The sequence below is a fragment of the Streptomyces sp. NPDC051921 genome, assembly GCF_040680975.1.
Classification (GTDB): domain Bacteria; phylum Actinomycetota; class Actinomycetes; order Streptomycetales; family Streptomycetaceae; genus Streptomyces.
This window is the reverse complement of the sequence record NZ_JBFAXU010000010.1, coordinates 93,294-116,732: the sequence shown is the minus strand read 5'-3', so window position 1 is coordinate 116,732 and position 23,439 is coordinate 93,294. Positions and strand designations below refer to the sequence as shown.

The 23,439-nt window shown below is 74.1% G+C and carries 19 protein-coding genes; 13 read left to right on the top strand and 6 right to left on the bottom strand.

The annotated features are described in order from the left end of the window. The first annotated feature begins 41 nt into the window (after positions 1 to 41). Positions 42 to 839: a hypothetical protein gene (locus AB0M16_RS15740; protein ID WP_365343028.1), complete on the top strand. Its 798-nt coding sequence runs from the start codon at positions 42 to 44 to the stop codon at positions 837 to 839. A gap of 196 nt (positions 840 to 1,035) precedes the next feature. On the opposite strand, the gene AB0M16_RS15735 is transcribed toward AB0M16_RS15740, so the two are convergent. Next, positions 1,036 to 2,388 (bottom strand): SWF or SNF family helicase, encoded by a 1,353-nt coding sequence (locus tag AB0M16_RS15735; RefSeq protein ID WP_365343026.1) that lies wholly within the window; start codon positions 2,386 to 2,388, stop codon positions 1,036 to 1,038. Beyond that, the gene (locus tag AB0M16_RS15730; RefSeq protein ID WP_365343024.1) at positions 2,385 to 5,663 is read right to left on the bottom strand and encodes a DEAD/DEAH box helicase; all 3,279 of its coding nucleotides are present in this window, start codon (positions 5,661 to 5,663) and stop codon (positions 2,385 to 2,387) included. The genes AB0M16_RS15735 and AB0M16_RS15730 overlap by 4 nt, the downstream gene beginning before the upstream one ends. A 345-nt stretch (positions 5,664 to 6,008) precedes the next feature. On the opposite strand from AB0M16_RS15730, the gene AB0M16_RS15725 reads away from it, so the two are divergent. Together AB0M16_RS15725 and AB0M16_RS15720 are read left to right on the top strand one after the other, a co-directional pair. Next, positions 6,009 to 7,154: an acyl-CoA desaturase gene (locus AB0M16_RS15725; RefSeq protein ID WP_365343022.1), complete on the top strand. Its 1,146-nt coding sequence runs from the start codon at positions 6,009 to 6,011 to the stop codon at positions 7,152 to 7,154. A 47-nt stretch (positions 7,155 to 7,201) separates the two neighbouring features. Next, the gene (locus AB0M16_RS15720; RefSeq protein ID WP_365343020.1) at positions 7,202 to 7,759 is read left to right on the top strand and encodes an MOSC domain-containing protein; all 558 of its coding nucleotides are present in this window, start codon (positions 7,202 to 7,204) and stop codon (positions 7,757 to 7,759) included. A gap of 194 nt (positions 7,760 to 7,953) precedes the next feature. On the opposite strand, the gene AB0M16_RS15715 is transcribed toward AB0M16_RS15720, so the two are convergent. The 3 genes from AB0M16_RS15715 to AB0M16_RS15705 form a co-directional block, all read right to left on the bottom strand. Then, positions 7,954 to 9,321, bottom strand: coding sequence for a tannase/feruloyl esterase family alpha/beta hydrolase (locus AB0M16_RS15715; RefSeq protein ID WP_365343018.1), 1,368 nt, complete (start codon positions 9,319 to 9,321; stop codon positions 7,954 to 7,956). A gap of 133 nt (positions 9,322 to 9,454) precedes the next feature. Continuing rightward, the gene (locus AB0M16_RS15710) at positions 9,455 to 10,363 is read right to left on the bottom strand and encodes a hypothetical protein (protein WP_365343016.1); all 909 of its coding nucleotides are present in this window, start codon (positions 10,361 to 10,363) and stop codon (positions 9,455 to 9,457) included. Positions 10,364 to 10,778: 415 nt separating this feature from the next. Continuing rightward, positions 10,779 to 11,381: a methyltransferase domain-containing protein gene (locus tag AB0M16_RS15705; RefSeq protein WP_365343015.1), complete on the bottom strand. Its 603-nt coding sequence runs from the start codon at positions 11,379 to 11,381 to the stop codon at positions 10,779 to 10,781. 205 nt (positions 11,382 to 11,586) lie between these two features. Between AB0M16_RS15705 and AB0M16_RS15700 the strand changes: the two genes are divergently transcribed. From AB0M16_RS15700 to AB0M16_RS15665, 8 genes are all read left to right on the top strand, one after another. Then, complete coding sequence (locus AB0M16_RS15700) at positions 11,587 to 12,489, top strand: MHYT domain-containing protein (protein ID WP_365343013.1); 903 nt, start codon at positions 11,587 to 11,589, stop codon at positions 12,487 to 12,489. A 529-nt stretch (positions 12,490 to 13,018) separates the two neighbouring features. After that, positions 13,019 to 16,069 carry a nitrate- and nitrite sensing domain-containing protein gene (locus AB0M16_RS15695; protein WP_365343011.1) on the top strand — a complete coding sequence of 1,017 codons (3,051 nt, stop codon included), beginning with the start codon at positions 13,019 to 13,021 and terminating at the stop codon, positions 16,067 to 16,069. Further along, positions 16,066 to 16,500 carry a roadblock/LC7 domain-containing protein gene (locus tag AB0M16_RS15690; protein ID WP_365343009.1) on the top strand — a complete coding sequence of 145 codons (435 nt, stop codon included), beginning with the start codon at positions 16,066 to 16,068 and terminating at the stop codon, positions 16,498 to 16,500. The genes AB0M16_RS15695 and AB0M16_RS15690 overlap by 4 nt, the downstream gene beginning before the upstream one ends. Positions 16,501 to 16,512: 12 nt before the next feature. Next, positions 16,513 to 16,929: a DUF742 domain-containing protein gene (locus AB0M16_RS15685; RefSeq protein ID WP_365343007.1), complete on the top strand. Its 417-nt coding sequence runs from the start codon at positions 16,513 to 16,515 to the stop codon at positions 16,927 to 16,929. Next, on the top strand, positions 16,910 to 17,524 hold the full coding sequence (locus tag AB0M16_RS15680; protein WP_365343005.1) for an ATP/GTP-binding protein: 615 nt from the start codon (positions 16,910 to 16,912) through the stop codon (positions 17,522 to 17,524). The genes AB0M16_RS15685 and AB0M16_RS15680 overlap by 20 nt, the downstream gene beginning before the upstream one ends. 157 nt (positions 17,525 to 17,681) lie before the next feature. After that, positions 17,682 to 18,098 (top strand): roadblock/LC7 domain-containing protein, encoded by a 417-nt coding sequence (locus AB0M16_RS15675; RefSeq protein ID WP_365343002.1) that lies wholly within the window; start codon positions 17,682 to 17,684, stop codon positions 18,096 to 18,098. A 283-nt stretch (positions 18,099 to 18,381) separates the two neighbouring features. Beyond that, entirely contained in the window at positions 18,382 to 19,530 is a 1,149-nt protein-coding gene (locus AB0M16_RS15670; protein WP_365343000.1) for a DUF6397 family protein, read from the top strand. Between the two features lie 52 nt (positions 19,531 to 19,582). Continuing rightward, complete coding sequence (locus tag AB0M16_RS15665) at positions 19,583 to 21,130, top strand: ATP-dependent DNA ligase (RefSeq protein ID WP_365342998.1); 1,548 nt, start codon at positions 19,583 to 19,585, stop codon at positions 21,128 to 21,130. Positions 21,131 to 21,239: 109 nt separating this feature from the next. Here AB0M16_RS15665 and AB0M16_RS15660 read toward each other — a convergent pair whose 3' ends face one another. Further along, positions 21,240 to 21,773, bottom strand: coding sequence for a DUF6328 family protein (locus tag AB0M16_RS15660; protein WP_365342996.1), 534 nt, complete (start codon positions 21,771 to 21,773; stop codon positions 21,240 to 21,242). Positions 21,774 to 21,862: 89 nt separating this feature from the next. Here AB0M16_RS15660 and AB0M16_RS15655 point away from each other — a divergent pair, with 89 nt between their 5' ends. Beyond that, positions 21,863 to 22,240, top strand: a complete 378-nt coding sequence (locus tag AB0M16_RS15655; RefSeq protein ID WP_365342994.1) for a hypothetical protein — start codon at positions 21,863 to 21,865, stop codon at positions 22,238 to 22,240. A gap of 283 nt (positions 22,241 to 22,523) precedes the next feature. Further along, entirely contained in the window at positions 22,524 to 23,330 is an 807-nt protein-coding gene (locus AB0M16_RS15650) for a polysaccharide deacetylase family protein (protein ID WP_365342992.1), read from the top strand. The last annotated feature ends 109 nt before the right edge of the window (positions 23,331 to 23,439 follow it).

Sequence of the window (23,439 nt, the reverse complement as noted above, 5' to 3'; positions counted from 1 at the left end):
ATCGCTCGCCACATCAGCGAAGGCGGGCGACCCTGAATCCCATGCTCCGCCCGTCGACGGAATCCCCGTCCCGCGACGCCCGGCCGCCACGACGGCCGGGCGTCGTCGTCCTGCCGGTCGCCGCCCTCGCCGCGATCCTCGCCCTGTCCGTCGCCGTCACCGCGCACGGCGGTGGCGGTTCGGGCGACGGTGACCTGCGCGCCACGCCGCTCCAGCCGTCCGCCGCCGGGCCCGACACGCCGCAGGACCCGGACGACGGCGCCGGTGAGGGGGCGCGCTCCCGTCCCCGGGGACAGCAGCCCTCCGCCCAGGGCGAGAGCCCCTCGCCGCTGCCCGCGGGCCCGTCCCACCGCACCTCGCCGTCCCGTACGGACCGGGGCCGCACGGACGCGTCGGCCTCGGGCTCGCCCACCGCCTCCGCCGCACCCACGGGCACCGTGCGCCCCCGACCGCGGCCGACCGCGACCCGCCGCGACCCGGCGGCGCAGGCCCGCACGTCGTACGACGCGCTGCGCGTCGGCGACTGCTTCGACATCGACCGCGACGCGCCCGGCACGGTCGTGCGGCGCGGCTGCGACGCGCCGCACGACGCCGAACTCGTCGCCCGGCTCCGGCTCACCGGCCGCTTCGCCGACGACGAGGCGGTCCGGGACGCGGCGGCCGCCCTGTGCCGGGCGCCGCTGCGCGCCAAGGCCGCGGAGCAGCCGCTCGGCACCCGCTGGACGACCTTCGTCCAGTACCCCTACCGCACCAGCTACCTCCTCGGCACGGACACGGTCGCCTGCAGCCTCGCCGTCCCGTCCGGTACGGGACGGAAGCTGACGGCACCCCTGCAGTGACCGCCGCGGGGGCGCGCGGCCAGGATCGGTCCGGCGGGCCGGGGGGTCGGACAGGCCCTGAAGCGCCGAGTGCGTCAGCCGGTGGTCGAGCAGGAGGGCGCGGTCGCCGGCAGACGTCAGGCGGTCGGCGACCGGGGCGAGGCGGCGTGAGACCACCAGCGCGTCGTGGGTGCCCGCCCCCCTCCGCCGGTCCCGCCTACGGCGTCACCGGCACCGCCCCCGCCAGCGCCGCCGCCGGGTCCTTTTCCGCCGGGCCCGCCGGGGTCCAGCGGTCGTGCTCCTTGCGGTACGGCCACCAGTGGCCGTCCTCACCGAGGCGGAGCTGGGTGTCCGTGCCGAGCACCGTCCAGTGCGCGGGGGCGACTCGGTGGAGGGCGGGACGTTCGTCCTCCTCCCAGGACTCCGCGAGTCGCGCCTCGGCGCGGCGGAGCATCTCGGGGCTCGGCGTCCCGTCCCCCTCCAGGACTGCCAGGCCGGCCGTACCGCCGAGGTGCCAGGCTCGTACGGCCAGGTCCAGGTCGGTACGGGTGCGCCCGGAGCCCTCGGCGAGGCGGGCCGCGATCCACGGGGCCGGGGCGCCGGCGGCGAGCCGTACCGCGTCCTGAGCAGCCGTCAGCGGCGGCTCACCGGGCGCGGCCGCGCCGGAGAGCAGCCGGTGGGCCCGCGCCGCCGCGTCCGCGGCGAGGAACTCCAGGGCCGTCGGGTCGATTCCCGGTTCCGGATCGGTCTCCGTGTCCAGGGACGGTGGCTCGCCCGGGGACGCGGGCGGGACCGGCGGGGCCGGCAGCGGCGGCAGGATGTCGCGCGCCGCGAAGGCCTCCGCCGCCGACACGCCCGAGCCGCCCCGCGCGCCGTCGCCCTGGCGCGGCTCGCCGCGGGCCTCCTCGACACCCGCCGCACGCGCCGAGCTGCGTTCCTGCAGCGCCTCGACGATCGCCCGCTCGCCGCGCCCGCGCATCATCAGCAGCACGAACGGGTCCTCGTCGAGCAGCCGCGCCACCTGGTAGCACAGGGCGGCCGTGTGAGGGCAGTGGTCCCAGGCCTCACAGTCGCATTCCGGTTCCAAGTCGCCTATTCCCGGCAGGAGTTCGATACCTGCGGCAGCCGCGTCCTCCACCAGGTGCGGTGGCAGCTCCCGGTCGAGGAGGGCAGCGATGTGCCCCGCGCTGTCGACCGCGAGATCGACGAGCCGGTCCCACTCCTCGTCGGAGAGCTCCTGGAGCAGCACGTCGCTGCGGTGGGCCGTGCCGTCGCGGTCCTGGACCACGGCGGTGATCCGGCCAGGTCGCACGGACACCGCTCCGACCGCTCCGGCCCGCGCGTGTCGCCGCCCGGCCTTCAGCTGCTGTCCGTCGAGCGCCGTGTCCTCGAGGGCTTTCAGCCACGCGCGCCCCCACCAGGTCCGGGCGAAGGACCCGCCCTGTGCCGGCGCCAGCGCCGCGAAGGTCCGCTCCTCGTCGTTCCCGCGCACGTAGCCGTTCTCCTGCTCGTAGCCGTTCTCCTGCCCGTGGCCGTCCTCGTGCCCGTAGTCGGCCTCGTACCCGCTCATCGTCCGCCCTCCCCGCGCAGTCGCACCAGCTCGGCCAGCTCGGCGTCGGTCAGCTCCGTGAGGGCCGACTCGCCCGAGCCGAGCACCGAGTCGGCCAGCGCCCGCTTGCGCTCCAGCATGGCCGCGATCCGGTCCTCGATCGTGCCCTCGGCGATCAGCCGGTGGACCTGCACCGGCTGGGTCTGCCCGATCCGGTACGCCCGGTCGGTGGCCTGCGCCTCGACGGCCGGGTTCCACCAGCGGTCGTAGTGCACGACGTGTCCGGCCCGGGTGAGGTTGAGGCCGGTGCCGGCCGCCTTCAGGGACAGCAGGAAGACCGGGGCCAGGCCGTCCTGGAAGCGCGTGACCATGGCCTCGCGCTCGGCGACCGGCGTGCCGCCGTGCAGGAACTGCGTCGGCACGCCCCGCGCCGCCAGGTGCTCCTCCAACAGGCGTGCCATTGCGACGTACTGCGTGAAGACGAGCACGCTCGCGTCCTCCGCGAGGATCGTGTCGAGGAGCTCGTCGAGCAGCTCCAGCTTGCCCGAACGGCCGGCGATGTGCGGCCGCTCCTCCTTCAGGTACTGCGCCGGGTGGTTGCAGATCTGCTTGAGCCCGGTCAGCAGCTTGACCACCAGGCCGCGCCGCTCCATCCCGTCGGACTCGGCGATGGCGGCGAGCGTCTCGCGCACCACCGCCTCGTAGAGACCCGCCTGTTCCTTCGTGAGTGTGACCGCGTGGTCGGTCTCGGTCTTCGGCGGGAGCTCCGGCGCGATGCCCGGATCCGATTTCCGCCGCCGCAGCAGGAACGGCCCGACGAGCGCGGCGAGTCGCGCCGCCGCGCCCGGATCGGAGCCGCCCTCGACGGCCGAGGCGTACCGCGTGCGGAACGCGCCGAGCCTGCCGAGCAGGCCCGGGGTCGTCCAGTCGAGGATCGCCCACAACTCGGACAGGTTGTTCTCGACGGGCGTGCCCGACAGCGCCACCCGCGCCTTCGACCCGATCGTGCGCAGAGCGCGCGCGGTCGCCGAGTACGGGTTCTTCACGTGCTGCGCCTCGTCCGCGACGACCAGGCCCCACGGCACGCCGGCGAGGCGGGCGGCGTCGAGCCGCATCGTGCCGTACGTGGTGAGGACGAAGCCGCCGTCGACCGATCCGCTGCCGCCCGACGCGCCCACGTCCGGTCCGCCGACGCCCGACTCGCCGTCGATCGGCTCTCCGCCGACCGACTCCGCGGCGGCCGACGCGGCGACGACCGCCCCCGCGTCGGCCGAACCGCCGTCTGCCGGCGCGCCGTTCGTGAGGCCCTCCAGCGTGCGCGACGCGCCGTGGAAGCGCCGCACCGGCGTGCCGGGCGCGAACTTCTCGATCTCGCGCTGCCAGTTGCCCATCAGCGAGGTGGGGCAGACGACCAGGGTCGGTCCGGCCGTGGCGGGGTCGTTCTGCCGGTGGAGGTGGAGTGCGATCAGGGTGATCGTCTTGCCCAGACCCATGTCGTCGGCGAGACAGCCACCGAGTCCGAGCGAGGTCATCCGGTGCAGCCAGCCGAGACCGCGCAGCTGGTAGTCGCGCAGGGTGGCGGCCAGCGCCGGCGGCTGGGCGATCTCCCGTTCGCCGCCCTCGGGGTCGGCGAGCCGTGCTCGCAGCCGCTCCATCCAGCCGGTCGCCTGGACTTCGACGGTTCGGCCGTCGATCTCGGTGGTGCCGGTGAGGACGGCGCCGAGCGCGTCGACCGGGGTGAACGTGCGGTCCTGTCGCTCGCGTGCACGGCGCAGATCGTCCGGGTCGACGAGCACCCACTGGTCGCGCAGCCGTACGAGCGGACGCCCGGCCTCGGCGAGCCGGTCGAGCTCCGCGCGCGTGAGCTCCTCGTCACCGATCGCGAAACGCCAGTTGAAGGCGCACAGGGCGTCGGCGGACATGAAGGACGGCAGGGAGTCGCCCCGGTCACCGGAGCCCGAGCCGGTTCCGGAGCGCCGGCCGGCTCCGGAGCCCCATGCGGAGCCGGAGTCGGAGTCGGAGCCCGATCCCGGTCCGTCCTCGTCGAGCGGTCCGATGACCGCGCGGGCGGTGAGCCGGTGGGCGAGCTCCCGCGGCCAGTGCACCCGCACGCCGCACGCGGCGAGCGCACGGGCGGCCGGGCCGAGGAGTTCGGCGACCTCCTCGTCGGCGAGGTCGACCGCGTCGGGCACGGCGGAGGTGAGCAGGGGGGACAGCGGAGACCAGGCCCGTGCCGCCCGGCGCAGCGCGAGCAGCGCGTCCATCCGGGCCCGCGCGTCGAAGGCGGCGCCGGCCGGAGTCGTCCCCGCCCACACGTCGGCGGCATCCGCGACGAGGGCCGGGTCGGCCGCGCCGTGCATCTGCAGGACGACCCGGAAGGAGGGGGCGTGGGTGTCGTCGGCGTACGTCTTCCCGGCCTCCCCTGCCTCATCGGCAGCCGGGTCAGCATCCTCGGCCTCGCCGGGCCCGTCCGCATCGTCGTGTGCCCCACCGGTCACCAACTCCACGCGCAGCGACAGCCGGACGCCGGCGTCGTGGCCTGCCGCGACGTCCGCCGCCCAGGCGCGCTGGTGGGGGAGGGCCTTCGGCTCGTGACGCTCGTCGGCCGCGAAGGCGGGTCCGCCCGCCGCCAGGGGCGCGGCCGGAGTACGGGGCAGGGTGTCGGCGACGGCGTCGGCGAACGCCCGTAGCAGAAACTCGGGTTCGGGCAGCAGCGGCCCGCCGTCCTCGTCCGGCTCCGGCAGCGGCACGGCGTGGGCCGACGGCGGCATGGAGGCGGCGAGGTCACGCAGCGCGGCCAGCTCCTCCGGTCCGAGGGGCCCGGCCCGCCAGGCGTCGAGATCGGTTGTGGTGAGGCCGGGGAGGAGCAGTCCCCGGGCGACCAGGTCGAGCGAGAACAGGGAGGCCGCCCCCCAGAAGGCCGCCGAGGCCGAGGCGTTCGCGGTGAACCGGGCGCGCGCGAGGACGGGCAGGGCATCCCGTACGGACAACAGGAGCGCGGGCACGGGCGTGGCCCGGAGGTCGTCGCCGACGACCGTCACAGCGGCGAGGGTTCCGCTCTCTGCGGGCCAGGGGGTGCCGGGCGAGACGTCGGGGGAGGTGAGGGGGAAGTCATCCGGCGAGATGTCCGGCGAGATGTGCGGCGAGCTGTTGGGTGAGCTGTTGGGGAAGGCGTCGGTGGAGCAGAAGGCGACCCGGCCCGCGCGGGGCGGGTCGGCGGGCAGGAAGAGGACGGATCGGCGGGCGAGTTCATCGGGGTGGAGCGAGGACGACGACTGCGACGGAGACTGCGACAACGCATTCCTCAAATTTGACTACTGGGCCGAGCGGCCGAGAGTACAGGAAGGCATCCCTTCATGTGGGCATGGGCGGAGTGATCCGTGTCACGCGTCGCCGGAGCGGCGCGCCAAGGCGCGCCAAGGCGCGCCAAGGCGCGCCAAGGGGCGCCAAGGGGCGGCGAGGGAGGGGAGGGAGGGCGAGAGGTGGGGAAGACCCCACCCCCGCCCCCCGGGCGCCCCCCGAGCCGGCCCGGGTGGTGACGCCATGGTCCCGGGCGATCACCGATCCGTACGTTTCATGGAGCCGACGCGGCCCGCGCGACGGCCTCTTCCAGGACACTTCCACGGACCCCGGAGACCGCCATGCCCCAGGCCACCGCGACGCTCACCGTGCCTCCCTCCGCAGCTGACCCGAGTGGACCTCCGAAGCCCGCCCGACGCCGAGGCAAGGGTGTCGCCGGCGCCGGCGGCCACGGCAAGGGCGGCGGCAGCGAGTTCGCCCCGCTCCTGCGGACTGTCAAGGAACAGGGCCTCCTCGACCGCCGCCCCGGCTGGTACGCCCGCGGCATCGTGGTCAACCTCCTGGGCCTGGCCGCCGTCTTCGTCGGCCTCGCGCTCATCGGACCGTCCTGGTGGGCGCTGCCGCTCGCCCTGCCGCTCGCGCTCTTCTCCGCCCGCGCCGCCTTCGTGGGCCACGACGCCGGCCACTCCCAGATCACCGACCACCGCAGGCTCGGCCGGATCCTCCAGCTCGTCCACGCCAATCTGCTCCTGGGCATGAGCCGTGAGTGGTGGAACGACAAGCACAACCGTCACCACGCCAATCCCAACCATCTCGACAAGGACCCGGACGTCGCCGCCGACGTCCTCGTCTTCGCCGCCCACCAGACCGCCGACCGCACGGGACTGCGCCGCTGGCTCACCCGCCACCAGGCCTGGCTCTTCTTCCCGTTGACCACCCTGGAGGGCATCGCGCTCAAGGTGTACGGGATCCAGGCCCTGCTCTCCCGGACCGGCCCCTACCGCACCGGGCGCGAACGCCTCGTCGAAGGAGCCCTGCTCCTCGCTCACCTCGTCGGTTACGCGACCCTGCTGCTCACTCTGCTGACCCCGCTCCAGGCCCTCGTCTTCGCGCTGCTCCACCAGATGCTGCTCGGCGTCCACCTGGGTATGGCCTTCGCGCCGAACCACAAGGGTATGGAGATGCCCGACGCCCACCCGGACGGCGACTCCTGGGGGCACCTGCGCCGCCAGGTCCTGACCTCCCGCAACATCCGCGGCGGGGCCGTCACCGACTGGTTCCTCGGCGGCCTCAACTACCAGGTCGAGCACCACCTCTTCCCGAGCATGCCGAGGCCCCATCTGCGCCTCGCCCAGCCGGCGGTGCGTGCGCACTGCGAGGCGATCGGCATCCCCTACACGGAGACCGGCTTCGTCGACTCCTACCGCCAGGCGCTCGGCCACCTGCACGAGGTGGGGGCCCCGCTGCGGCCGGAGGGCCTCGCGTAGGGTCGGGGGCGCGACATCACCGCAGGAGAGAAGGGGGACTCCACCTCATGAGTGCAGCCACGCCCGAAGGCACCGTCACGACGGTCAGCAGCAACGGCGTCTACTCGTTCACCAAGCCCAACCGGGAGAGCATCACGCTCCTCGCCGGTCTGGGCGTGGAGGGCGACGTGCACGCCGGCGTCACCGTCAAGCACCGTTCCCGGGTGGCCAAGGACCCGACCGTCCCCAACCTGCGTCAGGTGCACCTGATCCACGCGGAACTGTTCGACGACGTGGCCGGCGCCGGTTTCGAGGTCGCTCCGGGCGACCTCGGCGAGAACGTCACCACCCGCGGTATCGACCTGCTCGGCCTGCCGACCGGCACCCGGCTGCACCTCGGCACCGAGGCCGTCGTGGAAGTCACCGGTCTGCGCAACCCGTGTGCGCAGATCGACAACTACCAGCACGGACTGCTCAAGCAGGTCCTCGGCCGTGACGAGAGCGGGCAGGTCGTCCGCAAGGCGGGGATCATGTCCGTCGTGCTGACCGGCGGGGAGGTCCGGCCCGGCGACCCGATCCGCGTCGAGCTGCCGGCGGAGCCGCACCGCCCCCTGGAGATGGTCTGACGGCGCCCGACGTCGGGAACGGAGGGGGCCGTCCGCGCCGACGTCGGGAACGGGCCGGGCCGTCCGCGCCGATGTCGGGAGCGGAGGGGGCCGTCCGCGCCGATGTCGGGAGCGGAGGGGGCCGTCCGCGCCGACGTCGGGAACGGGCAGGGCCGTCCGCGCCGACGTCAGGCACGGACGGGGCCGCCCGCGCCTCAGGCCAGCGCGCAGGAGTTGACCACGTCACCGCCCGCGGGCCGCGCGACCAGCCGGTCCGCGGGCGGCGTCACGTCCGCCTCCACCCACCGCGTCAGCGCGGTGAACGCCGAGCGGTAGCAGGGCAGGATCGGGCGCAGCCGGTCCGGGTAGGTGTCGTACAGACCATCGGTGTGCGTCCCGTCCTGGACGGTGTAGTAGCGGTGCAGCGCACCCCGCCCGCGGGCGTCGATCATCCGGGCGTACACGTCCGAGTCGGTCGCGATCGGCAGCAGGGTGTCCAGGTCGCCGTGCAAGGTGATCAGAGGCTTGCCGATCCGCCCGGTGAGCGCGACCTTCGCCACCGCCTTCCGTACGGAAGCGGGGCGCGCCGCGTATGCGTACGCGGCGTCCGAGGCGCAGGGCGCGAGGATCTGCTCAAGGGTCGAGCCGGCCGTCGATCCGGGGCAGGCCGGGTCGTACGAGGGGTCGAACTCGGCCCGGAAGATCTTCTGCGTGAGGCCCCAGTAGGCCTTGTCGTGGTACGGCCACAGGAAGCGTGACCCGGGCGCGAAGCCGGCCCCGATCAGATCCTCGTCGGTGGCCGTCCCGAAGTGTCGCGCGACCGTGACGGGCAGGCTGGTGAGGAGGTTGGGGCCGCGCGTGCTCCACAGCACGCCCTCCCAGTCCACGCCGCCGTCGTACAGCTCGGGTCGGTTCTCGAGCTGCCAGCGGGTCAGATAGCCGGCGTTGGAGATGCCCGTCATGTACGTGCGCCGCGGGCCCGTGCCGTAGCGCTGCAGCACAGCCCTCTTCGCAGCCCGCGCCAGCTCCGTGACCCGCCGGTTCCACTCGGCGACGGCGTCGCCGGGCTCACGCCCGTCCGTGAAGAAGTCCGGTCCGGTGTTGCCCTTGTCGGTGGCTGCGTAGGCGAAGCCCTGGGCGATCACCTGGTCGGAGATCAGCGCGTCCGTCGAGTACTGACGGCGCGTGCCGGGTGCGCCCGTCACGACCAGGCCGCCGTTCCAGTGGTCGGGCAGCCGGATCACGAACTGGGCGTCGTGGGCCCAGCCGTGGGTGGCGTTCAGCCGCGAGTCGTCCGGGAAGTAGCCGTCGATCTGCACTCCGGGCACCCCCGAGGGGTTGACCGTGCCCTTCGCCGAGAGGCCCGCCTGATCGGCCATGTCGGTGTACGGCGTGCCCGCGAGCCCTGCTGTCGTCAGATCCGTCAGACACGTGGTCTCCTGGTGCGCGGCCCCCGGCACGTCGAGCCGGTGCTGCCGCGCGCAGTGACCGGGCTCGCGCGCCCCGGCGGGAGCGGCCGGGCCGAGGACGGTGAGACCCGTCAGGAGCACGGCGAGCAGGGGAACGCCTCGGGACAGGCGCATGGCGGGCCTCCGATGGGACGACGGTACGGATGGGGGCGCGCCGACGAGCGCGCCGCCACATCCTGTGGGTGCCCCGATCACCAGACCATGGGCCTGCACCACACCTCGGATGTCCTCGCCATGTGGGGCGCGCTCAGCTCGGCCGGACCGCCATCGCGTCCAGCGCCTCCAGGAGCGCGGGCAGCTTCGGGCCTCGGGTCACCGGAAGGACCTCGTGCGGCTCGTCGTCCAGCAGCACGAACGCCATGTCGTCGGTCCGCGCGACCAGCGACCAACCGGGGCCGTCGGCGCGCAGCATGCGGGCCTCGCCCCCGGCGAAGCTCGACCGCACCCGCCCGACCGGCGGCGCCTCCCTCAGGTACCCGCTGAGCTCTTCGAGTGCCCGGCGGACTCCGGTGGACGGGCCGGGGCCGGCGGCGACACCGGCATCCGGGGCCTTCTCGCCCGCGACGACGTCCGTGGGGACCGTTCCTTCCGGGCGGGTGTCCTCGGGGGCCGGGCCTGCGCCCTCCGCCGCCCCGCCGTCCTCGGGCTCGTCCATCTGGGAGCGCCACTCGGCCCACTGGAGCGCCACCATGTCCGCGCCCAGGCGCCGCTGGGCCGGCCCCCACCGCTCGCCGTCCGGCGGCGAGAGGGGGGCCGGATCGCCCTCCTCAGGCTCCGGGTCGTGGGGCGCCGGGAGGCCGGGCGCTGCCGTCGCGACGGCGAGCGGCCAGCCGGGCAGCGCGGTCACGACCGACCGCTCGTCGGGGGAGAGGTCGTACTCCATCCCGCAGTCCCAGGAGGCGATGGCCACCGCGACCAGCGACACGTCGTCGACGATCACGGTCCAACGCGCCCCCTGACCGTCCTGGCCGAGCACGAGCCCGTACCCCTCCGCATACGGTTCGAGGTACAGGGCCGCGCACGCCGCCGCGTAGTCGTCGCCGAGCACGGTCGGGAACTGCGCGGGCGTGAGCAGCGCCGCCGTCAGCACGTACAGCGCGTCGTCGTCACCGTCGCCGTGCCCCGCGCCGGTCGCGGCGGGTTCCGGTTCACCCACGTCAGCCTCCCCATCTGGTCGTCGGCGCACCCTAACCAGTGAGTAACCCGCCCGTCGAGAGCTGCTGCGGGAACATCCCGACCGTCGGCCGGCCGGTCGGCGGGTCGGCCGGTCTGCCGGTCTGCCGGTTGGCGGGTCGGCCGGTCGGCGGGTGGGGCCGGTCGGCCGGTCGGACGGTGCGGGTGACGGGTGAGGGGTGACGGGTGAGGGGTGACGGGTGCCCGAGGTCCTCGCGACCCCAGGAGCAGGCGCGCGCGAAGATCGCGGTCAGGGGTGGCTCTTCCCGCCCCGCCCATCGCGTTCGGGATCGAGACTCTTCGGGATCAAGGCCTCCGGCTCAAGGCCTCCGGCTCAAGGCCTCCGGGTCGGGTCCTCCGGCTCAAGGCCTCCGGGTCGGGTCCTCAGGGTGGGACCGTCACACGGTGCGGCGCACCGCGAGCGCGAGGAAACGGTCGTCCTCGTCCGCGTAGGAAGTCAGCTCCCACCCCGAACCGGCCAGGAGAGGACGGAGGTTGGGTTCGGCTCGCAGGTCGTCGCCCGTGAGTCGTCGTCCGTGACGGGCGGCGAGCGCGGCGCGTCCGATCGGGTGGAAGAGTGCGAGTCGCCCGTCCTCCCGCGTCACGCGGGCCAGCTCCCGCAGATCACGGGCCGGGTCCGCGAGGTGGGAGACGAGCCCCGCGCCGAACACGGCGTCGAGCCCGCCGTCCCGCAGGGGCAAGCGGGCGACGTCCGCGAGTACCAGCTCGCCTGCCTCGTCGCGCCCGGCCTTGGCCGCCTCGGTGAGCATTTCGGGCGTCAGGTCCGCGCCGATCACCGTGCCGCTCGGGCCCACCGCCGCGCGCAGCGGCGGGAGCGCGCGGCCGGTGCCACAGCCGGCGTCGAGCACGGCGTCGCCGGGGCGCAGACCGAGCTCGGCGACGGCGGCGGCGTAGGCGGGGCCGTCGTCGGGGAACCGGGCGTCCCAGTGTGCGGCGCGGGCGCCGAAGAACTCCCGTACCTGTGTGGGGTCATCGCTCATGTGCCCCATGATCTCCCAGGTTGGAATCACTCACAGGCGTGAGTTTCCAGGAGTGTGATCCTCAGATTTACCTCGTGGGAGTGAACGTTCTGTGTGCACGTTCGAGCCCGTCGCGATCGTTCAGGAACATCCGGATGTCATATTCCATCAGCTTTCGAAATGCGCCCCTGGTGCGCCCCCGGGGGCGCACTAGCGTCCCTGAGCCATGGGACACCTGGACCACGCCACCTACGGCTGGCTGACACCTGTGCTGTCGTACGCGATGGCCTGCATCGGCGCCGCCCTCGGGCTGCGCTGCACCGTACGCGCCCTCGACGCGACCGGCCGGTCGCGCCGCAACTGGCTGCTCACCGCCGCCTCCGCCATCGGCACCGGCATCTGGACGATGCACTTCGTCGCGATGCTCGGGTTCGGCGTCACCGGCACCGACATCCGCTACGACGTCCCCCTCACCCTGCTCAGCCTGCTCATCGCGATGGGCGTGGTGGGAGTCGGCGTGTTCGCCGTCGGATACGGCCGCGACCGGGTCCGGTCGCTGCTGATCGGCGGCCTGACGACGGGCGTCGGCGTGGCGAGCATGCACTACATGGGCATGGCGGCCCTGCGACTGCACGGGCAGGTGCGGTACGACCCGGCGCTCGTCGCCCTCTCCGTCGGCATCGCGGTGGTCGCGGCGACGGCGGCGCTCTGGGCGGCCCTCAACATCCACGCGCCGGCGGCCGTCGCCCTCGCCTCGCTCGTCATGGGCGCGGCGGTCAGCAGCATGCACTACACCGGCATGTTCGCCGTGCGCGTCGAGGTCGAGCCCTCGGCGGCCGAGCTCCCCGGCGCCACGGTCATGCAGTTCATCTTCCCGCTCGCCGTCGGCCTCGGCTCGTACCTCTTCATCACCTCCGCGTTCGTCGCCCTCTCGCCGACGGCCGGCGAGCGCGCCGCCTACGTCTCCGCCGAGCGCCTGACCGAACCGGACGAGCGGGCGGTGGACGTCGCGCCGCCCGGCTTCCGGCCGCAGGCGACGCCGCCCCGGCCGCGCCAAGGTGACGCCGCACCGGCTTACGCCCATCCATCGGGTCCGGTGCACGGTGCGGCGGACGCCCGGGGAGCCTAGACGCCGGGGCGGGTGGGGCGTGAAGAACCCTGGGGCGCTCGGACTCGCGGGCCTCGCGGGACCCGCGGACCCGCGGACCCGCGGACCCTCGGACCCTCGGGACCCGAGGCGGCGTGGGAACTCCTGCTCACCGACCCCGCCTGCCCCCTTGAGGCCGTCGCTGCCTCCCGGCACCCCGGTCACCTCGCGCGTCACCGGTCGCCCGCAGTCTGCCGTCTGGCGTCTGCCGTACCGCGTCTGTCCGAGCCCCGTCCCCGTCGCTCGCCTCAGGTCGCTGTCCGATCGGTCGTCCCCGCCGCCGCTCTTCCGGACCGCCCTCTCCTCCCGAAGACCAGCCAGACGTCCAGACCGTCGGCCCGTCCACGCCGTCCCGTCAGCCTCTGGCTCCTTCTCCCATACGGAGCCGGACTCGCCGACCGCCATAGCGCACCCCCCGGCCGCGCCCCCCGCGCACCAGCCGCCGTAAGCCACAGCACCAGCGGACCCCGCCCGCTCCCGCCAGGTCCGTGAACCAAGGAACGAGGAGGCCATGCGAACTCCCCGCAGGACCCCGGACGCCGGGGCCCCCGCGCAGCCGCCCACGGCGGCCCGCGGGCGACGTGCCCACGCCGGGCCGCCCGCCGACGAGACGGTGCCGAGCGAGCGGCCCGCCGATGCCGAGCCCGGTGCGTCCATGACGAGTGGGCCCCGGGCCGGCGGACCGGCTCCCGACCTCCCCGCTCCCGGGCCCTACGGCCGCCGTGACGCAGCCCCCGACCCCGACCCCGCCCTCGCCCGCGCCCTCAAACCGGCGACGCGTGTCCGGGGCCGGGGACTACGCCCCCGCACCGTCCGCGCCAAGATCGTCTCACTGCTCATGGTCCCGGTCGTCTCGCTGCTCGCCCTGTGGGGATTCGCCACCGTCACCACGGCCCAGGACATCGCACGGCTGCGGCTCCTGCAGTCCGTGGACACCGACGTCCGGCGGCCCGTGGTCCTCGCGATCACCGCTCTCCAGGACGAACGCCGTGCCGCCGTACGCCAGGCGGCGGCCCCCGGCAGCGGGCGCGCGGCCGAGCTCAAGGACCTGGTGGGGGCCACCGACGCCGCCGTCGCCCGGCTGCGCCTCGACGAGCGGCACACGGTCGGCGACAGCGGCAGCCTGCCGGCCGACGTGTCGACACGGGTCGCCGACTTCGTCGTCAAGGCCGAAGGGCTGGGCCGGCTGCGCACCGCGGCCGTCGACGGCCGCGCCGACGGGGATCAGGTCTATGACGCGTACACCGCCGCCATCACCGCCGGGTTCGCCGTCGGCGGCGCACTCTCCGGCATCGAGGACACCGGGTCAGGTGCCGAGGCCCGCGTCCTGCTCGAACTCGCCCGCGCGGGGGAGATGCTCGCCCGTGAGGACGCGCTGCTCGGCTCCGCTCACCTCACGGGCCAGCTCGACGCAGGGCGGCTCAGGGAGTTCGGCGGCGCCGTCGAGGCCCGGCGCACGCTGACGGAGTCCGCCGCCGCGGACCTGCCCGAGCCGCAGCGCACCGCCTGGCGGAACCTCACCGCCCAGCCCGCCTACCGGCAGCTGGAGACCGCGGAGGAGCGCGTGCGCGCGGCCGCCCCCGGCCGACGCGCCGCGCAGGCCGTCACCTCCGGCGAGTGGGACGCCGCCCACACCTTCGTACGCGACGGCATCACCGGCGTCACGAAGGCCGCCCGCGCCGGTGCCGCGGACCGCTACGACCCCTTCGGCGGGGGCGCCTTCAGCGCGGGAGGCGCCGCTGTCGTCTTCGGCCTCGTCGCCGTGGCCGCCTCCCTCGTGATCTCCGTCCGCATCGGCCGCGGCCTGGTCGTCGAACTCGTCAGCCTCCGCAACGGCGCCCTGGAGATCGCCCGCCGCAAACTTCCCGCCGCCATGCGCCGGCTGCGGGCCGGCGAGGAGATCGACATCCAGGCCGAGGCCCCGCCCGGGTCCGCCCCGGTGGACGAGATCGGCCAGGTCGGCGAGGCGCTCACCACCGTGCACCGCGCCGCGCTCTCGGCGGCCGTCGAACGTGCCGAACTCGCCAGCGGAATCTCGGGCGTCTTCGTCAACCTCGCCCGTCGCAGCCAGGTCCTGGTGCACCGTCAGCTCAACCTGCTCGACAGCATGGAGCGGCGCGTCGACGATCCGAACGAGCTCGGTGACCTCTTCCGGCTCGACCACCTCACCACCCGCATGCGCCGACACGCCGAGAGCCTGATCATCCTCTCGGGCGCCGCGCCCGGCCGTGCCTGGCGCATGCCCGTCCCGCTCACCAACGTCGTCCGCGCCGCCGTCTCCGAAATCGAGGACTACGCGCGCGTGGAGCTGCGTCAGCTTCCCGATGCCGCCGTCGTCGGCGGCGCCGTCGCCGATCTGACCCACCTCCTCGCCGAACTCATCGAGAACGCCGCCCAGTTCTCCCCGCCGCACACCAAGGTGCGCGTCAGCGGCGAACCGGTGGGCAACGGCTACGCCCTGGAGATCGAGGACCGCGGGCTCGGCATGGGCAAGGACAGCCTGGCGGAGGCCAACGCCCGCATCGCCCAGTCCGAGGCCATGGACCTCTTCGACAGCGACCGGCTCGGCCTGTTCGTCGTCAGCCGGCTGTCCTCGCGGCACGACATCAAGGTCCACCTGCGCACCTCGCCCTACGGCGGCACCACCGCCGTCGTGCTGCTCCCCACCGACCTGCTGCAAGGTGCCCTCCCGCCCGGCCGGACCGCCGCACACCCCTCGGCCTCCGCCTCCGCCTCGGCCTCGGGCTCGGGCGCGGCCTCCGCCTCCGCCTCGGCCTCGGGCTCGGGCTCGGGCGCGGCCTCCGCCCGTGTCACCGCCGCCTCCGCCGCCGAGCCCGTGGCCCGGGCCGCTGGCCCCGCGACCGGGGGAGTCCCGGTACCCGGCCCCCGCCCGGCACCGGTCCCCGCTGTCGGCGCGGCCGACGAGCGCGGACCCGGCACCCCGCGACCGCCGCGCATCCCCGCCCTCGCTGCGCCCCCGGAGCCGGCCCGGCCCCCGGCCGGTGTGACCGCCCTGCGCCAGCGAGCCCCCCGCACGCTGCCGCAGGCATCGCCCCCGCCCGCGACGCCCCCCGCGGGACCGGCCGACCCGGCCGCAGGGCCCGCGGCGCCGAGGCAGGACACGGGCGGCGACCTGCCACGGCGGATACGGCAGGCGAGTCTCGTACCGCAGCTGCGCGAGGCGCCCGAACCCGGCCCGTATGCCGCACCGGCCGCGCCCGAAGGGGCCGTCGAGCGCACCCCGGAGCAGGTCAGGGACCGGATGTCCGCCTACCGCGACGGCTGGCAGAGGGGCGGCGGACGGGCCCCGGGCAGCCCGCTCCCGGACAGCCCGCGCTCCGGCAGCCCGCTCACCGGCAGCCCGCTCCCGGACAGCCTGCTCACCGGCAGTCCGCTCTCGGGGAGTGCACGCGCCGGGAGTTCGCTCTCCGAGAGGCCACTCTCCGGCGGTCCGGTTCCCGGCGGCGGCGTCCAGGACACCCCGCCCGGCCCCAGGCGCCCCCTCGGCACCGGCCACGGCCACGAACCCAGCGACCCCGGCAGTGAAGGAGACGACGAATGATCGACCACGAGAGGATTTCCCACCACCGCTCCGGCGAACTCGACTGGCTCCTCGACGACCTCGTGATGCGCGTCCGCGAGGTGCGTCATACGGTCGTGCTCTCCAACGACGGCCTCGCCGTCGGCGCCTCCAGCGGGCTCAGCCGCGAGGACGCCGAGCACCTGGCCGCCATAGCCTCCGGCTTCCACAGCCTCGCCAAGGGCGCCGGACGCCAGTTCCACACCGGCGGCGTGCGCCAGACCATGGTCGAGATGGACGACGGCTTCCTCTTCGTCGCCGCCGCCGGGGACGGCTCCTGCCTGGCCGTGCTGAGTGGCGTCAACGCCGACATCGGCCTCATCGCCTACGAGATGGCCCGCCTGGTGAAGCGGGTCGGCGAACACCTGCACACCCCGCCGCGGCTCACGGTGACCCCGCCGGCCGCCGGTTGACCGGAGAGACCCATGAACGAAGACAGCACCGGCCACGGCCAGGCCGTGCCGGGCGGTCGGTGGTACGACGCCGACGCCGGGCCGCTGGTCCGGCCGTACGCGATGACGGGCGGGCGTACCAAACCAGGACCGAGCAACGTACGGTTCGACCTCATCGCGCTCGTCGTCGTCGACGACCAGCCGCCGGGCACGGCCGAGGAGTCGCTCCTCGGCCCCGAGCACCGGTCCTTGCTCACGCTGTGCCGTGCCGAGACCCAGTCGGTCGCCGAACTCGCCGCCGACGCAGACCTGCCCGTCGGGGTCGTCCGGGTCCTCCTGGGCGACCTCCTCGAAGCCGGCTTCGTGAAGGTCAGCAGACCCGTACCACCCGCCCAGCTCCCGCACGAACGGATCCTGAGGGAAGTCATCGATGGCCTACGAGCGCTCTGAGAGCACCCCGCCGGGCGACGTGGACACCACGGCACTCGCACTGAAGATCCTCGTCGCCGGCGGCTTCGGGGTCGGCAAGACGACCCTCGTGGGTGCCGTCAGCGAGATCCGGCCGCTGCGCACCGAGGAACAGCTCAGCCGTGCCGGGGAGTCCGTCGACGACACCGGCGGCGTCGACCAGAAGACCACCACGACCGTGGCCATGGACTTCGGCCGCATCACCATCCGCTCCGGACTCTCCCTCTACCTCTTCGGGACGCCGGGGCAGGACCGCTTCTGGTTCCTGTGGGACGAGCTCTCCCAGGGCGCGCTCGGTGCCGTCGTCCTCGCCGACACCCGACGCCTTGAGGACTGCTTCCCCGCGGTCGACTACTTCGAGCACCGCAGGATCCCGTTCGTCGTGGCCGTCAACTGCTTCGCGGGCTCGCGGACTTACGGCGCGCACGACGTCTCGCGTGCCCTGGACCTGGATCGGGGCACGCCGGTGGTCCTGTGCGACGCGCGGGACCGTGATTCCGGCAAGGAAGTCCTCATCCGGCTGGTCGAGTACGCGGGGCGGGTCCACACCGCGCGGCTCCTGGACTCGGTCGGCTGAGCGATCGGCGGACGGACTCCCCGGGCGAGGACGTCGAGCCGTGGACAAGGGGCGGCGCCCGTCGGTGCGGCGCGCGGGCGGCGAGGGGTGCTTGCCCTGTCCACGACAGTGCGTAAGGCTGATCGGAAGCATGCACTACACAGGGGGAGGACCACCCATGGCGCTGGACCGCGAACTCGACTGGCTCCTGGACGAACTGACCGGCCGGGTCGACTCCATACGGCACGCGCTCGTGCTGTCGAACGACGGCCTGGTGACGGGCGCGAGCAGCGGCCTGGAGCGGGAGGACGCCGAGCACCTGGCCGCGGTCTCGTCGGGGTTGCACAGCCTGGCCCGCGGCTCGGGCCGGCACTTCAAGGCCGGCCGGGCGCGCCAGACGATGGTCGAGTTCGACGAGGCCCTGCTGTTCGTGACGGCGGCCGGCGAAGGCAGCTGCCTGTGCGTCCTCAGCGCCGCCGAGGCCGATGTCGGTCAGGTCGCCTACGAGATGACGCTGCTGGTCAACCGGGTCGGCGAGCACCTGGGCGTCGCGGCGCGCCAGCCCGGCGGCAAGGGCGGTGGGGACGAAGTCTGAGGTTGTCCACAGCCGGTTGTCCACAGGGGAGGCGGGCGGTCGTCACTCTGCGTTATGTTCATCACCGAAAGTGTTCGAGATGGACGTGGCACGGGGGAGGCCGACCGCAATGACCATGCGAGAGACGACCGAGAAGACGCCTCGGAAGGCAGCCGGGAAGGCGCCCGAGCGGGCGGTCGGTACGACATCCGATCGGGCAGCCGGAAATTCACCCGAGAGGGCGGTCGACAAGGCGGCTGGGAGGACGACCGAGAATCCGGCGGTGACGCCACAGGCGAGGCGGGTGGCGACTCGGGAGCCGGCGGAAAGGACGGCCGGGCGTGCCGTCAGGCTCGACAAGGGCGGTGCGCCCACGGTGGCGCCGGGGCGAGCCGCCCAGGAACTGGCGCTGAAGCGCGACGAGTTCCAGCTCGCCGTGCAGCTGGGCATGGTCCGCACGGTGCCGGGTTCCGAGCCCGGCACCGCGGACGGCCCGCTCGGCGATCCGACGCGGGGCCGAGTGGCCCGCAGCGAGATCGAACGGCTCAGAGGGGCGCCGGACTTCCCCGACGGACTGCGCGAGCGGGTCCGGTCCGTCGGCACGGCCGAGGGGGCCCGGTTGCTCGCGGTCACCCATGACCGGTTCGCCCGACTGGCCAGGACCGGGCACTTCAGCCCCGTGCGCTTCTACGTCAACCGCTACCGGGCCGTCGTGTGGCTCTATCCGGCCGCCGACCTGGGGGAGTTCGCCCTCACGCACCCCGGGCTGCTCACGGGCAGGCTGCCCTTGGACGTGCGCACCAGGGCCGACGGCCGTGAGGACTGGAGGCCGAGGAACTGGCGGGCGCGGAGACTCGGGATGCTGCTGCGGTCGAGCGGCGACCCGTGGGTCCGTGCCGCGGCCATCGCCTCCCTCCTCGACCCGATCCACGTGGCCGAGGTGATCGACGACCCCTTCGAGCGGGCCTATCTGGACCGCTTCCGCCCCACGCCGCCCAGTTGGCGACCGAACGCCCCGGCCGCCCGGGAGATCGCCGACCGACTGCTCGTCGCCGACGACCCGGACGAGATCCTGTGGCACCGGATGAGCCTCGCCCTCGCCCTGGACGAGGCCCGCGCCGACCGGCAGGCCCCGATGCCGGGAGCGGCCCCGGTCGTGTCCTTCGGCGCGACCACTGCTGCGCTTCCTCCGACTTCCGCGCACGCGGTACGGCCCAGGGCGGCGTTCCTGGTCGGCGATGGGGCGGGGGCGGCCAGGGGCTCGGCGCCCGACCCGCGGCCGGGCTCGGCGGACGCGGGACCGGTGTCGGGTCGGCCGGGGGACGCCGGCCCGACGGTGCCCGGTCCGGCGCGGCCTCCAGGTGTCCCGCGACCGCCGGGCAGGCGGACCCGGCGGAGTCTGCTGGACCGGCTGCGCGGGCGGAAGGAGGCCGGGTCGCGGCCGGGCGTGTGAGGGACGGGCGGGTCGGGGTGCGGCACGGGGTGCGCGCGGGCACGATGGGCGCATGCTCCTTGCCCGAGTCGCGGAGGTGTCGGGGCAGGTCGCCGCCACGTCGGCGCGGTCGCGGAAGATCGCACTGCTGGCCGAACTCTTCGCGGAGGCCGAGCCCGACGAGAGCCCGCTGGTCATCGCCTACCTCTCCGGGCGGCTCCCCCAGGGACGGATCGGGGTCGGCTGGAGCGTGCTCAAGAACGTGCTGCCGCCGGCCGTGCCGCCCGCCGACGAGCCCGAGCTGACCCTGGCCGGTGTCGACACCGCGATGACCGAGCTGGCCGGCGTCGCGGGGGCGGGCGCGACGGCGAGGAGGGCCGGGCTGGTTCGTGACCTGCTGAGCGTGGCGACCCTGCCGGAACAGGAGTTCCTGCTCCGCCTGCTCTCCGGTGAGGTCCGTCAGGGCGCCCTCGACGCCATCGCCCTGGAAGGTGTCGCCAGGGCTGCCGGGATCGCGCCCGAGGAGTTGCGGCGGGCCGTCATGCTCGAGGGCTCGCTGCCGCGGGTCGCCCGGGCCGTGCTCGCGGAAGGGCCGGCCGTCCTCGACACCTTCACCCTCCGGGTGGGCAGCCCCGTGCAGCCGATGCTCGCCCACACGGCGGGCGGGGTCGCCGAGGCCGTCGCGGCCCTCGGGCCGTGCGCGGTCGAGGAGAAGCTCGACGGCATCCGGATCCAGGTCCACCGGCAGGGCGACGAGGTCCGGGTCTACACCCGTTCGCTCGACGACATCACCGGCCGCCTCCCCGAGGTCGTCGCGACCGCGCGGGAGACCGGTGGGGACGAGTTCGTGCTGGACGGCGAGGTGATCGCCGTCGACCCGGGGACGGGCAGGCCGCTGCCGTTCCAGGACATCGCCTCCAGGGTCGGCTCCCGGGTCGACGTGGCAGGCGCCGCCGCCGCGGTGCCGCTGTCGCCCGTGTTCTTCGACGTGCTCGCGGCGGACGGCGAGATCCTGGTGGACCGTCCCGGGCGGGAACGGCACGACGTGCTCGCCCGGCTGCTGCCCGAGCCGCTGCGGGTGCGCCGGACCGTCGTCGTCGAGCCCGACGACCCGGCGGCGGTCGAGATGGCCGAGCGGTTCTTCCGGGACACCCTCGCCCGCGGCCACGAGGGCGTGCTGGTCAAGGCGCTCGACGCGCCGTACGTCGCCGGGCGGCGGGGGCGCACGTGGCTGAAGGTGAAGCCGGTGCACACGCTCGATCTCGTGGTGCTGGCCGCGGAATGGGGCCACGGGCGGCGCACGGGGCTGCTGTCCAACCTGCATCTGGGCGCCCGCGCGGCGGACGGAACGTTCGTGATGCTGGGGAAGACGTTCAAGGGGCTGACGGACGAGATGCTGCGCTGGCAGACCCAGCGGCTCGGTGAACTCGCCGTGTCGGACGACGGCTTCACCGTGCGCGTGCGGCCGGAGCTCGTCGTCGAGATCGCCTACGACGGACTGCAGCGTTCCACCCGGTATCCGGCCGGGGTGACGCTGCGGTTCGCCCGGGTCGTGCGGCACCGCCCGGACAAGTCCGCCACCGAGGCGGACGGCGTGGAGACGGTCCTCGCCACCGGCTGAGGCGAGGGTGCGCGTCCGCGGCCCGGGCGGAGTACCCCGTCCACGGCCCGGGCGGAGGCTCCGTCCGCGGCCCGGCCCGAGGCCCCGTCCACGGCCCGGCCCGAGGCCGTCAGTCGTCGTCGCGGGAGGTGTAGCGGTTGCGCACCCACAACGGCAGGACGTACCAGCAGAGGAGGAACCAGACGAGGATCCCGGCCACGAGCCAGGGGACGAACGTCGCTCCGGTGGCCACGCGCAGCACCAGCAGCAGCGCGGCACCCAGGGTGGCGAAGAGCAGGATGAGGCCCACGAAGGTGAGTCGGGCGGCCCAGATCACGGCCCGGGGCTTGATCCGCCGGCCCGCGACGATCCGGTGGAAGGAGACGGGGCCGATCAGCGTCCCCGTGGCGGTGGCGCACAGGGAGATCGTGATGATGTAGAGCGTCCGGTCGTAGTCGGACAGTTCGGGGAAGCGGGGGGTGAAGACGACCGTCAGAAGGAAGCCGAACAGCAGCTGTACGCCCGTCTGGGCGACCCGGATCTCCTGCAGCAGTTCGGTCCAGCGCCGGTCAGCGCGCTCGTCGGGTGTTTCGTGGCGGCCACGGTAGAGCCCGTCGCCGTCCCGCCCCGTGGGGTCCGTGGATCCTCGTCCGTCTCCGGCCACGCCACCTCCCATGTCCGTCTTCTCCCACCGTGGCACGAACCTCGCGGGATGCCTCGCCGAGAGGGATGCTGGAAGCGGCACACGAGGAGATGAGCGACGTGTACGACTTGCACATCGACACCGATGTCACCGTGCAGCTGAGCGACTGCAGCCGGGAGGACGCCCAGGCGGTCTTCGATGTCCTCGACCGGACCTACGAGGTCGAGGACATGACGGCGCCCGGCCCGCAGGCGGCCACCGCGCCGGCCACCACCGTATGGACGGCCACCTTTGACACGGCCGGCGGTCGGCACGAGGAAGCCGGCCCGGCTCCGCTCGACGGCATGGTCGGCGCGGTGCTCACCGGTGGCTACCACGCCGTCGACGAGGTGGAGAAGGTGCTGGCACGCGCCTTCGACATCCAGTCCCTGCAGTCCGTCTCCGGTGATCAGGAGACCGAGGCGCGGCTCCTCCTCGCGTCTCGCTGACGGGCGAGTCCCCGACCCCCGGGCGGAGCGGACGGGCGCCGCCCGGGGCCGTCATGCCCGCAGCGGCCTTTTCGACGCTTTCCCCACGGGGGCGTTCCCCGCTGACGCTTTCCCCGCTGACGCCTTCCCCGTGGATGTACGGACCCCTCGACGGATGTACGGACCCCCTCGCTTTCCCGCGTATACACCGTGTGTATAGTCCTCGGCGAGCCGTCGGGCGCCGCCATGACCAGGCGTGGGACCCGGCAGGCGAACGAACGATTCCGGGGAAAGCGAGACGTACATGTTCCGAACCACGCAGGGCCGGCGTCGGGGACCGGCCCTCGCCCTCGTCGCCGCCGCGTCGCTGGTGCTCGCGCTCAGCGGCTGCTCCGCCGAGCGGGTCACCCCCGGCGAGGCGCGCGCCGAGGCGGGTACGGACAGCGGGATCGGTGGCGACGGCAAGGGCGGGAGCGCGGCGGGGGCCGTCGACTGCGCCACGGCGAAGTGCATAGCCCTGACCTTCGACGCCGGGCCGGGCAAGGACACGCCCCGCCTCCTCGACACGCTCAAGGAGAAGCAGGTCCCGGCCACCTTCTTCCTGCTCGGCAGCAAGCACGTGGACCGCTACCCCGACGTCGTCAAGCGCATCGCGGCCGAGGGGCACGAGGTCGCCAACCACACCTGGAGCCATCGCATCCTCACGGACCTCGACGCCGCCGAGGTCCGTGACGAGCTCTCCCGGACGCAGGACGCGATCGAGCGGATCACCGGACGCAAGCCCACCCTCATGCGCCCGCCCCAGGGGCGCACCGACGGCACCGTCGCCGAGGTGAGTCGCGACCTCGGCCTCGCCCAGGTCCTCTGGAGCATCACCGCGAAGGACTACTCCACCGTCGACTCCGCCCTGATACGTCAGCGCGTCCTCGACCAGGCCCACCGTGACGGCATCATCCTGCTGCACGACATCTACGACGGGACCGTCCCCGCCGTGCCCGGGATCATCGACGAGCTCAAGCGCCAGGGCTACACCTTCGTGACCGTCCCACAGCTCCTCGCGCCCGGGAAGGCCGAGCCCGGCGTGGTCTACCGCCCCGAGAAGGACGACTGAGTCGAGCAAACGGGGTGAGGTGACTCACATCCGGCACAGGGGACAGGGCGGAACAATCGTGGATGGTTTACCGTTCATCAGTATGTGACGGTGAAGGGGCCCGGTCCCC